Genomic DNA, 14,256 nt, shown 5'->3' on the forward strand with positions numbered 1-14,256 from the left:
CCTACCCAGCGGGGTGCTCAGCCGGGAGCGGCCCCGCCGAAGTGAAAGGGGACAGCCCGTCATGAGCAGCGACACCACGGATTCCACCGATTCCGCCGGCTTCTGGGAGAGCCATTACGCCGGCATCGACGCGCAGTGGGGCACCAAGCCCAACGTCGTCCTCGCCGAGGTCGTCACCGCCCTGGCCCCCGCGCCGAGCAGCGGTGGCCGGGCGCTGGACCTCGGCTGCGGGCACGGCGGTGACGCGCTCTGGCTCGCCTCGCTCGGCTGGGACGTCACCGCCGTCGACGTCTCGGCGACCGCCCTGGGCCGGGTCGCCGCCGGAGCCGAAGCGGCCGGGCTGACCGACCGGGTCCACCCGAGCCGGCACGATCTGGCCCGGTCCTTCCCCGACGGGGTCTTTGACCTGGTGACCGCCAGTTACTTCCACACCCCTGTGGAGATCCCCCGTGAGCAGGTGCTCCGGCGGGCGGCCCGGGCCGTCGCCCCGGGCGGCCTCCTGGTGCTGGTCGAGCATGCCTCGCTCGCGCCCTGGTCCTGGCGGGACGGCCACGAGGACGTACGGTTCCCCGCCCCCGACGACGTACTCGCGTCCCTGCGGCTCGGCGACGGATGGCGGACCGAGCGCTGCCACGCGCCCCGGCGGACCGCCACCGGGCCCGGCGGCGAGACGGCGACCGTGACCGACAACGTCATCGCCGTCCGCCGGGGCGAACCCGCCTGATTGTCAGAGGCGGGTGGCAGGGTGGAGACCAACAGAATCGGAGGGGGAGTTGTGGGGGACTACTTCCAGAGCGTGGTCGACCGCGATGTCACCGGGGCGGACGCCGCCCCGCTGGCCGCACGCGTCGTCGCCTGGCTCGTGGCCGAGGGGGTTATCGGGCCCGACCGCACCGAACCCGTACTCGGCAGCGGCCCCGGATATCCGCCGGGGCCGCGTATCCGCGAGGTCGTCGACAGCAGCGGCTGGGGCGAGCCCTGGCAGGGCGGGGGGCTCGACGTGGTCGTCACCCGCACCGTGTTCGACGCCGGGCAGTGGGCCGACGCGTCCTCGGCCCAATGTCCGCGCTGCGAGCGGGACATCGAGTTCCACGACGAGGCCTGGGAGGAGATACCCGGTGCCTGGGACCCCTTCTCCGAGGCGATCGCCGACTGGGAGGAGGGCGGCGAGGCCCTCGTGCGGTGCGCGCACTGCGACGTGCCGTCCCCACTCGTCGACTGGACCGGAATGGAGCACTGCTTCGCCTTCGGCCGCCTCGGTTTTACCTTCTGGGGATGGCCCGACCTCACCCCGGCCTTCCTCGCGGAGTTCGGCCGTCGGCTGGACGGCCACCGTACGGCCCTCGTGTGCGGGAAGCTCTGATCCGGGAAGGAGAGCTGGAGATGGAGAGCTGGAGATGGAGAGCTGGTCGGATCAGCATGTGCAGGCCTTGCTGGAGGAGGGCGAACAACTGGAGTCGGCCTTCCCGGTCCGGTATCCGTGGGGCGGGCTGCCCTTCGGATGGCTCCTTCGTGGCTGTGTGATCGCACTGACGGATCACCGGATCGTGGCCTTCGCCCACCACAAGGTCACCAGCAGGCCCGATGGGCAGATCTGGAGCGAACCGAGGTCATCGGGATGCACGGCAGAGCTTTCCGGCAACGCCCGGCGCCTGACGCTGACCAGGCCGGAAGCGGGTCGACTGGAACTCGTTGTGGCACCGAGGCACACCCGGCAGATCCGCCGTCTCATCGACGCTCTGACCGCCTAGGGGTGCCTGAACAATTCCGCGCGGGCGGGCGGGTGGGCCAGGGTGGGGAGGCTGCGGTCCCCGTCCCGGACCGCGACGATGGCCCCCGCCCGCGACGATGGCCCCCCCCCGCGACGATGCCGTCAGCCCGCGACGATGTCCTCGTACCCGCCGATCTCGCGCGGGTCCCGCGTCCCCGGGCCGATGTACGTCGCCGACGGGCGCACCAGGCGGCCCGTGCGCTTCTGCTCCAGGATGTGCGCCGACCAGCCCGCCGTGCGGGCGCACGTGAACATCGACGTGAACATGTGCGCCGGGACCTCCGCGAAGTCCAGGACGATCGCCGCCCAGAACTCCACGTTCGTCGCCAGGACCCGGTCCGGACGCCGCGCGTGCAGCTCCTCCAGCGCGGCCTTCTCCAGCGCCTCCGCCACCTCGAAGCGCGGCGCGGCCAGCTCGCGGGCCGTGCGGCGCAGGACGCGGGCGCGCGGGTCCTCGGCGCGGTAGACGCGGTGGCCGAAGCCCATCAGGCGCTCGCCCCGGTCCAGGGCCTGCTTCACGTACGCGGTCGCGTCGCCCGTGCGCTCGATCTCCTCGATCATGCCGAGGACCCGGGACGGGGCGCCGCCGTGCAGCGGGCCCGACATCGCGCCCACCGCGCCGGACAGCGCGGCGGCCACGTCCGCGCCCGTCGAGGCGATGACCCGGGCGGTGAACGTGGAGGCGTTCATGCCGTGCTCGGCCGCCGACGTCCAGTACGCGTCGACCGCCTTCACATGCTTCGGGTCCGGCTCGCCGCGCCAGCGGATCATGAACCGTTCCACCACCGACTGCGCCTTGTCGATCTCGCTCTGCGGCACCATCGGCCGTCCCTGGCCGCGCGCCGACTGGGCGACGTACGACAGCGCCATCACGGCCGCCCTCGCCAGGTCGTCCCTGGCGGTCGCCTCGTCGATGTCCAGCAGCGGCTTCAGGCCCCAGACGGGGGCGAGCATCGCCAGCGCCGACTGCACGTCGACCCGGATGTCACCGGAGTGCACGGGGATCGGGAACGGTTCGGCGGGCGGCAGACCGGGATCGAACGCCCCGTCCACCAGCAGGCCCCACACGTTCCCGAACGAGACGTGGCCGACGAGATCCTCGATGTCGACCCCGCGGTAACGGAGCGAACCGCCTTCCTTGTCCGGTTCGGCGATCTCCGTTTCGAACGCGACGACTCCCTCAAGACCGGGTACGAAGTCGGACATCAGGCGGCTCCCTCAGTTCGGCGGGCGGATGGGCGACAGACCCTACGGCCCCAGGGCTCCCACGAGGCCTGCCCCAAGATATTGGCGGGTTCCCACGGAGTGGGGAAGCGTGACATCCGGCACAGGACTCCATTTCGGCGGTGCGTGGTTACGGGTCCTCCCCGCCGGGCACACTCGGCCACTGCGGCAGGATGGGTCCGTGCCCACACCAGAAGGTTCTTCGGGACCCCTCCCCGACGATTCCACCACCGATCCGGCGGCCATGCGCGAGCAGTACCGCTCGGAGGACTTCACCGAGCGTGACCTCAGCCCCGACCCGATGGAGCAGTTCGCCCGCTGGTTCCGCCAGGTCGCCGTCGGCGGGGTGCTGCACGAGCCCAACGCGATGATCGTCTCCACCGCCACCCCGGACGGCCGCCCGTCCTCGCGCACCGTGCTGCTCAAGCAGTACGACGACCGCGGCTTCGTCTTCTTCACCAACTACGACTCCCGCAAGGGCCGCGAGCTGGCCGCCAACCCGCACGTCTCGTTGCTCTTCCCCTGGCACCCGATGGCCCGCCAGGTCATCGTCACCGGCACCGCCGCCCGTACCTCCCGCGAGGAGACCGTGGGCTACTTCCGTACCCGCCCGCACGGCTCCCAGCTCGGGGCGTGGGCCAGCGCCCAGTCCAGCGTCGTCGGCTCCCGCGAGGAGCTGATCACGCGGTACGAGGAGCTGGCCGCGCGCTATCCGGAGGGCGAGAAGGTGCCGGCCCCGCCGCACTGGGGCGGCTTCCGGGTGGTGCCCGAGACGATCGAGTTCTGGCAGGGGCACGCGAACCGGCTGCACGACCGGCTGCGGTACGTCAGGGAGGGCGACGGGGCGTCCGGCAGCCCGTGGCGGGTGGAGCGGCTCTGCCCGTAGGCGGACGGCGCCTGCGTCACGTGCGTAGCGTGCTTAGCGTGTGTCACCTGGATAAACGCAGAAACCCGCAGGCTCTGGGTCCTCTGTGCACAGAGGAGCCGGCCGGACTTACCGGCGAGCCTGCGGGTCGGTAACTGCTTGGGATTGGCCGGCGTCCGGCCATGCACTGCAAAAGAGTGCGACGACGGGCGTCAGCCCGCAGTCACCTCACGAGTCCGAGAAGAAATCACTTCCGGAACACCTCCTTTCCTGTGTGCTCCACAGCATAGGAGCGTTCTGGATCGCGGTACAAGCTATTTATTCGATACGGGTGAGACCGAGCGCACCCCGGATCTTCCGCGGGTCCACGAACGTGAAGCCGGTGGCCTCTCGTCCTGCCCGCGCCGGGGTGGCCGTCACCCGGAAGCCGCCCGCGCGGACCGGGAGCGGACCGGGAAACGCAGAAACCCGCAGGCTCTGGGTCCTCTGTGCACAGAGGAGCCGGCCGGACTTACCGGCGAGCCTGCGGGTCGGTAACTGCTTGGGATTGGCCGGCGTCCGGCCATGCACTGCAAAAGAGTGCGACGACGGGCGTCAGCCCGCAGTCACCTCACGAGTCCGAGAAGAAATCACTTCCGGAACACCTCCTTTCCTGTGTGCTCCACAGCATAGGAGTGTCCTGGATCGCGGTACAAGCTATTTATTCGATACGGGTGAGGCCCAGCGCACCCCGGACCTTCCGCAGGTCCACGAACTTGAAGCCCGTGGCCTCCCGTCCCGCCTGCGCCGGGGTGGCGTTGCCGTCCTGGACGACGAGCAGGCCGCCCGGGTACGTGCTGCCGAGCGGTTCGTTCAGCACCGCCGCGCCGTCGCAGGCCTCGGAGCCGTCCAGCGTCGCCGAGGCCGCCGTCACCCGGAAGCCGCCCGCGTACACGGGGACGGTCCGGTTCTCGCGGCCGGTCCGGCGGGCGTACGCGGCGAAGGTGTCGTCGCCCTGGCTGGACGCCAGGAGATACCGGTCGCCGTTCCGCTCGGGGAGCAGGGTCAGCCCCTCCACGTCGGCCGAGATGCGGGTGCCGCCGAAGCCCGGGTCCGTGCCGGGGGCGCACTCCTCGCTCTCCTCGTCGTACGTCCCCGGCACGCCGTACTCGCGGACCTTGTCGACCAGCACCGGCTTTCCCCGCAGGTCGGCGGGCATGCGCCAGATGCCCACGTCCTCCTGGCCGGCGTAGAGCGTGCCGTCGGCCGGGTCGACCACCATCCCCTCGACCTGGGGCAGTTCGCCCGGCTCGCCGCAGGGCGTCCAGTCCGTGCCGTCGGGCAGCCGGAACGCGGAGGGCAGGCCGATGCTCCGGACCTTGCGGTACGTGACGGTGCCGGACCGGGTCGGGAGCAGCTCCAGCAGGGCGATCGACGTGCGGTTGCGTTGGCTGACCAGGGCGTACGAGCGGCCGCTGCGGCGGTCCGTCCAGGTGGCCAGACCGTACGCCGTCGTCTGCTCGTTGACCTCGTCCTGGCCGGCGGAGAACACCCGGGGCGCGGCCGGGTCGGTGACGTCCGTCAGCGGGCGGTCCGGGCGGGACGGGTCGATGCGGTGGATACGCAGCCGGTCGTGACCCCGGTCGGAGGTGACGGCCAGATCCGCCTTCCGGCCCGCCGCCTGCCCCGCCGCCCGGCCCGGGGACAGTCGCAGTCCGTGCACCAGGTCGACGTTGTTGAAGCGGCCCGGGGCGTCGTCGGGGCCGGGCGCGGCGGGTGCGGGCAGCGACTGTACGAGGCGGGCGTCCAGGCCGTAGACCCGCAGCCCGCCCTCCTTGGCGGTGGCGATCACCAGGCTGCGGTCCGGGTCGGCGGGATTGCGCCAGATCGCGGGGTCGTCCGCGTTGGCGTTGCCGCCCTGTTCGTCGTCGTACAGCGTGGCGGTCTCGGCGCGCGGGGTGATGGCGGGGAGCGGCCGGGGGGCGTCCCGCCCGGTGGTGTGTACGGGAGCGGGGGCGGGGGCCGCGGCGGTGAGCGTCGCGAGCGCGGCGCACACGGCCACGGTGGTCGCGGCCGTCGGACGTGCGGTGCGGAAGGGCGTCACGGGAGGGCTCCTGGAGGTCGGCGGTCAGCGGTCGGAGGTCGAGGGGCGGCGAGCTGCCGGGGGGAGAGAGGGAAGCGGACGAAGGCGCCCCAAGGCTGGGTGCGCCCGGTGGACTCCGTGTGTCGTCGTCACCACGCACCGCCGTGCCGCCGGTGAACTCCCCGCACCGGACGGCTCGATGGGGCCCGGCACGTTCGTGGCGCGGTCGCGGCACGGTCGTACGCGTGGCGCGAATCCATCGGGAAGCCGCCGGAAGCCGTCGGCAGGAGAAATGATTTCGGTGAAGTTGATGTGTGCTGGGTCACGTTCGAGTTGAATGGTCTGACGTGCAGCAATACACGCGGCGACGCGTGGGAAAACAGCCGACACGTTCTGCGGGGGGTGCGGAGTGGGTGCTTCCAGGAGCAGCGGGACCACCGACGAGCTCGGGCCGGACGAGGATCCCGGCGGCGGGCCGCCGGGGTGCTCCGCGAACCCCGGGCCCCCGGCCGGCGAGGACGGGATCCCCGGTGTGCCCGCCGGGTCCGAGCTGTTGGCGGCGCTGCTCGACGGCATGGACGCGGCGCTCTGCGCCTTCGACGCCGACGGCACGGTCACCCACTGGAACCGCGAGGCCGAACGCGTCCTCGGCTGGTCGGCGGACGAGGCCGTGGGCCGGGCCGGCTTCGCGGGCTGGGCGGTGCGCCGGGCCGACGCGGACGAGGTGCGGGCGCGGCTGATGTCGGCCATGGACGCGCCGGGGCGGCAGGTGCACGAGTTCGCGCTGCTGCGCAAGGACGGCGGCCGGGTGCTGGTGCGGACCCAGTCCGCCGGGGTGCGCGGCGCGGACGGCAAACCGGCCGGGGTCTACTGCGCGTTCAGCGAGGTGCACGCCCAGATCGACCTGGAGCGGGCCATCGCGCTGAGCGAGGCGCTGCTGGAGGACGCGTCCTGGGGTGTGGTCCTCGTCGACGTCGACCTGCGCCCGACGGTCGTCAACGCCTACGCCTCCCGTGCGCTCGGCGGCGGCCGCACCACGCTCCTCGGCCGCCCGCTCGGTGAGCTGGTGATCCAGGGCGTCGAGGAGCTGGAGGCGGCCCTGCACCATGTGCTCGCCGAGGGCGCCCCGAGCGCCCCGGCCGAGCTGTGGGTGACCCTGCGGACGGCGGAGGGTGAGCGCCGCCGGTGCTGGCGCAGCGGATTCCTGCGGCTGGCCTCGCCGTTGACGGAGGAACCGGTCCCGCTCGGGGTGGGGTGGCTGTTCCGGGACGTCACCGCCGCCAAGCTCGCCGAACAGGAGGCCGACCGGCTGCGCTTCCGGACGAGCCAGCTGCACCGGGCCGCCCGTACGGCCTCCGAGTGCGAGGACCCGATGGAGGCGGCGACCTCCTTGCTGGACTTCGCGCTCGCCGGCTTCGCCGACCACGTCCTGGTCGACCTGGTGGCGGGCGACCGCCTGGTGCGTACGGCCGCCACGCCCTTCGACGCGCCCGGCCCGTGTCTGCCGGTCGCGGGGGGCTCCATCCCGGCCCGCTACGACCCCGGCCACCCGGCCCTCCAGTCCGTCGAGCGCACCGGCACCGTCCGTACGAGCGCGAGCGCCGGGGACGCCGGTGCGGCGGCCTGGGCCACGGAACGCCGCTGGCCCCGGGACGCGGCGCACGCACTCTGCGCGGTGCTCCGCAGCCGGGGCCGGACGCTGGGCGTGCTCACGTTCCTCCGCGCGGCGAACCGGGCCGCCTTCGAACGCCCGGACACGGCGTACGCGGAGACGGTCGCGGCCCGGGTCGCGGGGGCGGTCGACCTGGCGCAGGCGACGGCGGGGCGCTAGCAGGCGAGGCGAGGCGAGGTGGGGCGGGGCGAGGCGGGGCGAGGCGGGACAGTGTGCGTCCGGCGACCGGCCGGAGCCGTCCCCGCCCCGCTCCCTACGCCGCGTGCAGCGCCAGGGTCGGGGAGAGCCGGGACGCCCGGACCGCCGGGTACAGGCCCGCCACCGTGCCGATGGCCAGGGTCGCGCCGAAGCCGCCGCCGACCGCCCACAGCGGGACCACCCACGGCAGCCCGCCGGAGTGCGCGTACACCCCCGTCGCCGCCGCGCCCAGTGCCACGCCCGCCAGGCCGCCCAGGCCCGACAGCATCAGCGACTCCGTGACGAACTGGATGCGGATCTGGCCCCGGGTCGCGCCCAGCGAGCGGCGCAGGCCGATCTCGTACCGCCGTTCCAGGACCGAGATGATCATGGTGTTGGCGACGCCGACACCCCCGACGAGCAGCGCGATGCCGCCCAGGCCCAGCAGCAGACTGCTGAACGCCCCCTCGGTCGCCGCCTTCGCGCGGAGCGCCGACGACGGGTCGGTGACCTTCACGTTCTGCGGGTTCCGCGGGTCGACCGTCGCCGCCATCACCTTGCGTACGTCCTGCACCGCCGCGTCCGTCGAGCGCTCGTATATCGACGTCGGGTGGCCCGCGAAGCCCAGCAGGCGCTTCGCGCCCTCCCAGCCGACCAGGGCCGAGCGCTCGATCTCCGGGGCGAGGGGGAGCGGGGCCAGGATGCCGACGACCGTGAAGTGGCGGTCGCCCAGCCACACCTGCTGTCCCGGCTTCGTGATGCCCAGGCGTTCCGCCGAGACATGGCCGAGCACGACCGAGGGGTAGCGGCCGGTCGCCGCGTTCAGCCAGCTGCCGGCCCCGACCTCGCCGCGCAGGACGCGGAGCAGGTCCGCCGTCGTGGCCTTGACCGTGATCCCGCCCGTATCGCCCTCGTCGACCTTCTCGTTGCGGCGTACGGTCGCGTTCAGATCGGCGGTCGCGCCGACGTCCTGGACGCCCTTGATCCGGCCCACCATCCCGACCGATTCCTCCGGCAGCTTCACCTCCTCCCCGGCGAACATCGACTCGCCGGGGGAGGCGACGAGGAGGTTGGTGCCCAACTTGTCCAGTTCGCGGAGGAGTTGGGCCTGGCTGGAGGCGGAGATGCCGACCACCGAGATCATCGTGGCGATGCCGATGGCGATGCCCAGCGCGGAGAGCACCACCCGCATCGGCCGGCTCCGCAGGCCGGACGAGCCGACGTGCGCCACGTCCCGGGGGCTCAGGCGGGCCGCCTTCAGCCTGCCTCGGCCCCGGCCGCCCGTTCCCCGGTTCACCGGCCCGCTCCTGTCGCCATGGACGGTACGGGAGGAGGATTCCGTACGTCCGCCACCACCTGGCCGTCCCGGATCCGTACCTCGCGCGGCAACTCCCGCGCGATCTCCGTGTCGTGCGTGATGACCGCGATCGTGGCCCCCTCCCGGTTCAGGTCCCGCAGCAGTTCCATCACCGCCGCCCCCGACTCCGAGTCGAGCGCCCCGGTCGGTTCGTCGGCCAGCAGCAGCGCGGGCTCGCCGACCACCGCCCGGGCGATGGCGACCCGTTGCTTCTGGCCGCCGGAGAGCTGGTGCGGCTTGTGGTCGAGGCGGTCCGCGAGGCCGACCCGGTCCAGGGCGTCGGCCGCCCTGCGGCGGCGCGCCGGGCGGGAGAGGCCGGAGTAGAGCAGGCCTTCCGCCACGTTGTCGCGGGCGCTGACGCCCGGCACCAGGTGGAACGCCTGGAAGACGAAGCCCACGTGCTGGGCCCGCAGCGCGGAGAGCCTGCGGTCCGAGAGCGCCGCCACGTCGTGGCCCGCGATGTGGACGGAGCCCGCGGTGGGGCGGTCCAGGGTGCCGATGATGTGCAGCAGCGTGGACTTGCCGGAGCCGGAGGGGCCCACGATGCCGAGGAGTTCGCCCTCCTCGACAGTGAGGTCCACCCCACGCAGCGCGGCCACCGGGCCCGGGTACTCCTTGGTGACGCCGGAGAGGGCGACGACCGTACGGGCTCCGGGGGCGGGGCCCGTGCCCGTGTCCGTACCGGCGTAACCGATGGAACCGCTCATATCTTCGGTACCCCCACCTTCGTGCCCTCGCGCAGCCCGCCGCCGGACACCTCGACCCGGCCCTCCGCGAACATGCCGAGCTCGACCTTCACCTCACGGACCGTGCCGCCCCGGACCACCTGGAGGCCGAAGCCGCCGCCGGGCAGGGCGAGCAGCGCGTTCACCGGGACCGTCAGGACGCCCTCGCGGGTCTCGCCCGTCAGGTTCACCGTGACCGGTGACTGGTCGAAGCCGCCGACCTCGTCCGGATCGTCGAACGAGACGGTCAGGGTGACCTTGGGGCTGTCGTCCTGCGGGTCGTCGCCCTGCTTCGCGGTCCGGCCGACCGATGAGACCTTCCCCGGCGCGGTCGTGCCGTCCGGCAGGTCCACGGTGACCTTCGTGCCCGCCTTCGCCAACTGGCTTTCCGCGACGTCCAGTTGGAACGTCACGATGCGTTCGGATCCGGTCGTCTCCAGGACCGGGGCGCCGGGCTGGGCCCGTTCCCCCACGCCCGCCCCGACGCTCTTGATCCGCACCTTCCCCGGCGCGAACGTGATGTCCGCGGGACCGACCTTCCCGGTCTGCTTCGCGGCGTGGGACTTCTGCCAGCGCTTGACGGCCGCCGCCGTCAGCTCGGTGTACTCCTCGTCCGGGGTGAAGCCCGTGTAGCCCAGCTCCGCGAGATTGCGCTCCAGCTGCTCCACGTCCCGGCCCTTGTCGCCCGCCTTCAGCGTCCGGTACATGGGGCCGGAGCCGTACATCAGGCGCACCGGACGGCCGTCGATCTCGTACAGCCGCTCGTTCCGCTCCACCGTCGAGCCGGTGCGCGGCGTCCAGGTCATGGTGCCCGGCGCGCCCGCGTTGACCTTGCGCTCCTTGTCGTAGCCGAGCGTCCCGTCGGCCTGGGCGCTGTCGCGCAGGTCCCCGCGCTCGACCGGGGCGGTGGCCGGGGGCAGCCCGGTGTTCTTCGACCCGCCGGTCTCCTCGCCGGACCCGAGCCGGGTGACGGCGAGCGAGCCGGCCGCCACGGCGAGCACCACCGTCACCGCTGCCGCCACGGCCCGTCCGCGCCTCATCGGCCGACGCTTTCGCACGCCTTGTTGGCCTTGTCGAACTTCTTCATGTCCTTCGGCTTCATCGCGGGCGCCGCCTGCATCGCCCCGCCGTCGAACTTCGGGTCGGGCATGTCGAAGCCGTTCTTGCGCATGCACCGGGCGAAGGCGACCATCTTGTCCTTCTCCGCCTGGGTCAGCTCCTTGGCCCCGCCGCCGACCGCCTTGTCCTCGCAGGCCTTGAACGCCTTCTCCATCTCCTTCTTGCTCATCGAGCCGCCGTCGATGGTGATGCCGACACCGTCCTGGCCCGGCTTCGGCTCGGGGATGTCCAGGCCCTGGTCGCGCAGGCACTTGCGGTGCTCCAGCGCCTGGTCCTCCTTCGTCTTCTTGGTGCCGGACGCCGATCCGCCGCCCTTCGTGCCGCTGCCGCCGTCGCCGGAGCATGCGGTGGCTGTCAGGGCGAGGGCGGCGGCCAGCGCACAGGCCGCCGCGAGCGAGCGCACGCGTGAGCGCGCGGCGGTCCGGCGGGAAAGGGTCTGGTTCATGGGGGCTCCTCGTCGCTTGCCGACAGGTCCGTACAGGGACGGCCCGAGCGTGCGCGAGGACGCGGTTTCGTTTCTCTCAGCCCGGATGCTTACACCGACGAAACATCGCTTTCGGGTACACAGGGCCCATGCGCGTGCTGGTGGTGGAGGACGAGGAATTCCTGGCGGAGATGATCGCCGAGGGGCTGCGCCGTGACGCCGTCGCCGTGGACATCGCCCCCGACGGGCGGGCGGCGCTGGAGCGGCTGCGGTTCGGCGCGTACGACGTGATGATCCTCGACCGCGATCTGCCGGGGCTGCACGGCGACGAGGTCTGCCGCCGGGTCGTCGACCTGCGCCTGCTGACCCGGATCCTGATGCTCACCGCCGCCGGGACCGTACGGGACCGGGTGGCCGGCCTCGGGCTCGGCGCCGACGACTACCTGACCAAGCCGTTCGCGTACGACGAACTCCTCGCCCGGGTCCTCGCCCTCGGCCGCCGTGCCCGCCCCGCCCTGCCGCCCGTCCTGGAACGGGCCGGGCTGCGGCTGGACACCGCCCGCCGCCAGGTCTGCCGCGACGGCCGCTTCCTCTCCCTCTCCCGCAAGGAGTTCGCCGTGCTGGAAACCCTGCTGCGGGCCGAGGGCGCGGTCGTCAGCGGCGACGACCTGATCGAGGAGGTGTGGGAGGAGGACACCAGCTACCGCACCAACGCCGTCCGCGTCACCCTCTCCAAGCTCCGCGCCAAACTCGGCGCGCCCCCGGTCATCGAGACCGTGCCGGGGGCCGGCTACCGCATCGGGGACGTTCCCGAGGCCCGTACGGGGAGCGCCCGGTGAACAGTGAGCGCACCCGTCTCGCCGCGCTGTACGGCGGACTGCTGGTCATGGCCGGCGTCCTGCTCATGGCCATCGTCTATCTGCTGGTCAGCGAGGGCGTGTACGCCACCATCGGCACCGCCGTCGCCCCGGCCGTCCCCGCCTCCCGGACGGACGGCGTTTCCGCCACCGTCCCCATGCTGCCGTCGTCGGACTGGGCGCGGGCCACCGTGCTCGAACCCGGCCAGATCGCGGTCGCGCAGAAGGTCAGCACCGCCGCCGGGGACGCCGCGCTCAGCCAGTTGCTGACCGTCTCCGGGGTCTCCCTCGCCGTCTACTCCGCGCTCTCCGTCGCCCTCGCCTGGTGGATGGCGGGCCGGGTGCTGCGGCCGGTCGGCGTCATCACCGCCCGCGCCCGCCGGCTCTCCGGCTCCAACCTGCACGAACGCCTCGCGCTGAAGGCCCCGCCCGGCGAGCTGAAGGAGCTGGCCGACACCTTCGACGGGATGCTCGACCGGATCCAGGAGCTGGTCGCCGCCCGGCAGCGGTTCGCCGCCAACGCCGCCCACGAGCTGCGCACCCCGCTCGCCGTGCAGCGGGCCGCCGCCGAGATCGGGCTCGCCGACGACCCGCCGCCCGAGAAGGTCGCCTGGATCCGGGACAAGCTCATCGACACCGCCGCGAGCAGCGAGCGGCTCATCGAGGGGCTGCTGCTCCTCGCGGTCTCCGACGAGGGGCTGAGGCGGCGGGAGAGGGTCGCCCTCGACGAGACCACCGCCACGGTCACCGAGGCGCTGTCCGCCGAGGCGGAGGAGCGGGACATCACCGTGGAGGTGACGGCCCGGCCGGTGACGGTCGAGGGCGACGCGGTCCTCCTCGACCACCTCGTGCACAACCTGGTCGCCAACGCGCTGCGCCACAACCACCCCGGCGGGACCGTGCGGGTCCGGGTCGGGCCGGAGGGTCTGGAGGTCGCCAACACCGGGCCCGTGGTGGACCCGGCGACCGTGCCGCTGCTGTTCGAGCCGTTCCGTCGCGCGCGGGCCCGCCGTCACGCGCCCGGCGAGGGCGCGGGCCTCGGGCTCTCCATCGTGGCGTCGGTGGCGCGGGCGCACGGCGGGGACGCCGGCGCGAGCGCCAACCCGGGCGGCGGGCTGACGGCCCGGGTCACCCTTCCCACGCGCCTCCCGGAGGCCGCGGCTCGGTGGCGGTAGCCGAAGTCCGGGGTCAGTGGCGGTAGAAGATCCGGTCCCGGTACTCCGTCATGACCCGGCCGTTCCACTCGTGGCCGCCGTCGACGTTCCCCGAGCGCAGCATCGGCGGCTCGACGCCCCGGGCCACCAGGTGCTCGACGGCGGCCGCCAGCATCGCCTGCATGATCGCGCTGGTCACCACCGTCGAGGCGGGGGCGAAGGGGGCCTCGACGCCGGGCGCCGTCAGCTCCGCGTCGCCGATCGCGATCTTGCTGTCGAGGACGATGTCGCAGTGGTCCCGCAGGAAGCCGCCCGAGGCGTGCCGGGAGCGGGTGTTCTCCGCGTACGCGACCGAGGTGAGGCCGATGACCTTCAGCCCGAGGGCGCGGGCGTTCTGCGCCATCTCGACCGGCAGGGCGTTGCGCCCGGACAGCGAGACGATCACCAGGAGGTCCCCGGCGGTGGCGGGGCTGGAGTCCAGGACGGCCGAGGCGAGCCCGTCCACCCGCTCCAGCGCCGAGCCGAGCGTGGCGGGCATGACGTCCACGCCGACCACCCCGGGCACGGTGAGCAGGTTCATCAGCGCGAGGCCGCCCGCGCGGTAGACGACGTCCTGGGCGGCCAGCGAGGAGTGGCCCGCACCGAAGGCGAAGAGCCGGCCGCCCGACTCGACGGTGTCCGCGACGGCCTTGCCCGCGGCGGCGATGCTGTCCGCCTCCTCGTCCCGCACCCGCGTCAGCAGGCCGATCGCCGCATCGAAGAACTGACCGGCCAGCTTGCTGTCGCTCATCGGGAAGGGCCCTTTCGGCGGGGTGGGAATGGCTGTGCCGCCGATCACGTTGCGGTCTG

At 73.0% G+C, this 14,256-nt stretch carries 14 protein-coding genes; 7 read left to right on the forward strand and 7 right to left on the reverse strand.

Going from position 1 to position 14,256, the window contains the following annotated elements; translation table 11 throughout:
- Nucleotides 1-61: 61 nt before the first annotated feature.
- Genes ACIQPT_RS21620 through ACIQPT_RS21630 form a run of 3 tightly spaced genes read left to right on the forward strand, consistent with a single transcriptional unit; the run spans nt 62 to nt 1,751 of the window.
- Nucleotides 62-724 (forward strand): SAM-dependent methyltransferase, encoded by a 663-nt coding sequence (locus tag ACIQPT_RS21620; protein ID WP_401157514.1) that lies wholly within the window; start codon nt 62-64, stop codon nt 722-724.
- Nucleotides 725-745: 21 nt separating this feature from the next.
- The gene (locus tag ACIQPT_RS21625) at nt 746-1,363 is read left to right on the forward strand and encodes a hypothetical protein (protein WP_401157515.1); all 618 of its coding nucleotides are present in this window, start codon (nt 746-748) and stop codon (nt 1,361-1,363) included.
- A 34-nt stretch (nt 1,364-1,397) separates the two neighbouring features.
- The gene (locus ACIQPT_RS21630) at nt 1,398-1,751 is read left to right on the forward strand and encodes a hypothetical protein (protein WP_401157516.1); all 354 of its coding nucleotides are present in this window, start codon (nt 1,398-1,400) and stop codon (nt 1,749-1,751) included.
- Nucleotides 1,752-1,873: 122 nt separating this feature from the next.
- On the opposite strand, the gene ACIQPT_RS21635 is transcribed toward ACIQPT_RS21630, so the two are convergent.
- The gene (locus ACIQPT_RS21635) at nt 1,874-2,977 is read right to left on the reverse strand and encodes a citrate synthase 2 (RefSeq protein WP_359144495.1); all 1,104 of its coding nucleotides are present in this window, start codon (nt 2,975-2,977) and stop codon (nt 1,874-1,876) included.
- Nucleotides 2,978-3,239: 262 nt separating this feature from the next.
- On the opposite strand from ACIQPT_RS21635, the gene pdxH reads away from it, so the two are divergent.
- Complete coding sequence (gene pdxH / locus ACIQPT_RS21640; protein ID WP_401157557.1) at nt 3,240-3,881, forward strand: pyridoxamine 5'-phosphate oxidase; 642 nt, start codon at nt 3,240-3,242, stop codon at nt 3,879-3,881.
- A 679-nt stretch (nt 3,882-4,560) separates the two neighbouring features.
- On the opposite strand, the gene ACIQPT_RS21645 is transcribed toward pdxH, so the two are convergent.
- Nucleotides 4,561-5,943, reverse strand: a complete 1,383-nt coding sequence (locus tag ACIQPT_RS21645) for a phytase (RefSeq protein WP_401157517.1) — start codon at nt 5,941-5,943, stop codon at nt 4,561-4,563.
- Nucleotides 5,944-6,331: 388 nt separating this feature from the next.
- Here ACIQPT_RS21645 and ACIQPT_RS21650 point away from each other — a divergent pair, with 388 nt between their 5' ends.
- The gene (locus ACIQPT_RS21650; RefSeq protein ID WP_401157518.1) at nt 6,332-7,753 is read left to right on the forward strand and encodes a PAS domain-containing protein; all 1,422 of its coding nucleotides are present in this window, start codon (nt 6,332-6,334) and stop codon (nt 7,751-7,753) included.
- 94 nt (nt 7,754-7,847) lie between these two features.
- Here the strand turns inward: ACIQPT_RS21650 and ACIQPT_RS21655 are convergent, their stop codons facing one another.
- The 4 genes from ACIQPT_RS21655 to ACIQPT_RS21670 are packed head-to-tail and all read right to left on the reverse strand — an operon-like array spanning nt 7,848 to nt 11,417.
- A complete protein-coding gene (locus tag ACIQPT_RS21655) occupies nt 7,848-9,068 on the reverse strand; it encodes an ABC transporter permease (RefSeq protein WP_401157519.1) in 1,221 nt (406 codons plus the stop codon).
- Nucleotides 9,065-9,835, reverse strand: a complete 771-nt coding sequence (locus ACIQPT_RS21660) for an ABC transporter ATP-binding protein (RefSeq protein ID WP_401157520.1) — start codon at nt 9,833-9,835, stop codon at nt 9,065-9,067. Before ACIQPT_RS21660 ends, ACIQPT_RS21655 begins: the two co-directional genes overlap by 4 nt.
- Nucleotides 9,832-10,893, reverse strand: a complete 1,062-nt coding sequence (locus ACIQPT_RS21665; RefSeq protein WP_401157521.1) for an efflux RND transporter periplasmic adaptor subunit — start codon at nt 10,891-10,893, stop codon at nt 9,832-9,834. The genes ACIQPT_RS21660 and ACIQPT_RS21665 overlap by 4 nt, the downstream gene beginning before the upstream one ends.
- Complete coding sequence (locus tag ACIQPT_RS21670) at nt 10,890-11,417, reverse strand: hypothetical protein (protein ID WP_401157522.1); 528 nt, start codon at nt 11,415-11,417, stop codon at nt 10,890-10,892. Before ACIQPT_RS21670 ends, ACIQPT_RS21665 begins: the two co-directional genes overlap by 4 nt.
- 128 nt (nt 11,418-11,545) lie before the next feature.
- Here ACIQPT_RS21670 and ACIQPT_RS21675 point away from each other — a divergent pair, with 128 nt between their 5' ends.
- Together ACIQPT_RS21675 and ACIQPT_RS21680 are read left to right on the forward strand one after the other, a co-directional pair.
- Nucleotides 11,546-12,235 (forward strand): response regulator transcription factor, encoded by a 690-nt coding sequence (locus tag ACIQPT_RS21675; protein ID WP_401157523.1) that lies wholly within the window; start codon nt 11,546-11,548, stop codon nt 12,233-12,235.
- Nucleotides 12,232-13,428, forward strand: a complete 1,197-nt coding sequence (locus ACIQPT_RS21680; protein WP_401157524.1) for a sensor histidine kinase — start codon at nt 12,232-12,234, stop codon at nt 13,426-13,428. Before ACIQPT_RS21675 ends, ACIQPT_RS21680 begins: the two co-directional genes overlap by 4 nt.
- Nucleotides 13,429-13,441: 13 nt before the next feature.
- On the opposite strand, the gene ACIQPT_RS21685 is transcribed toward ACIQPT_RS21680, so the two are convergent.
- Nucleotides 13,442-14,197 (reverse strand): SIS domain-containing protein, encoded by a 756-nt coding sequence (locus ACIQPT_RS21685; protein ID WP_401157525.1) that lies wholly within the window; start codon nt 14,195-14,197, stop codon nt 13,442-13,444.
- Between the last annotated feature and the right edge of the window lie 59 nt (nt 14,198-14,256).

It is taken from the genome of Streptomyces sp. NPDC091289 (assembly GCF_044757365.1).
Lineage (GTDB): Bacteria > Actinomycetota > Actinomycetes > Streptomycetales > Streptomycetaceae > Streptomyces.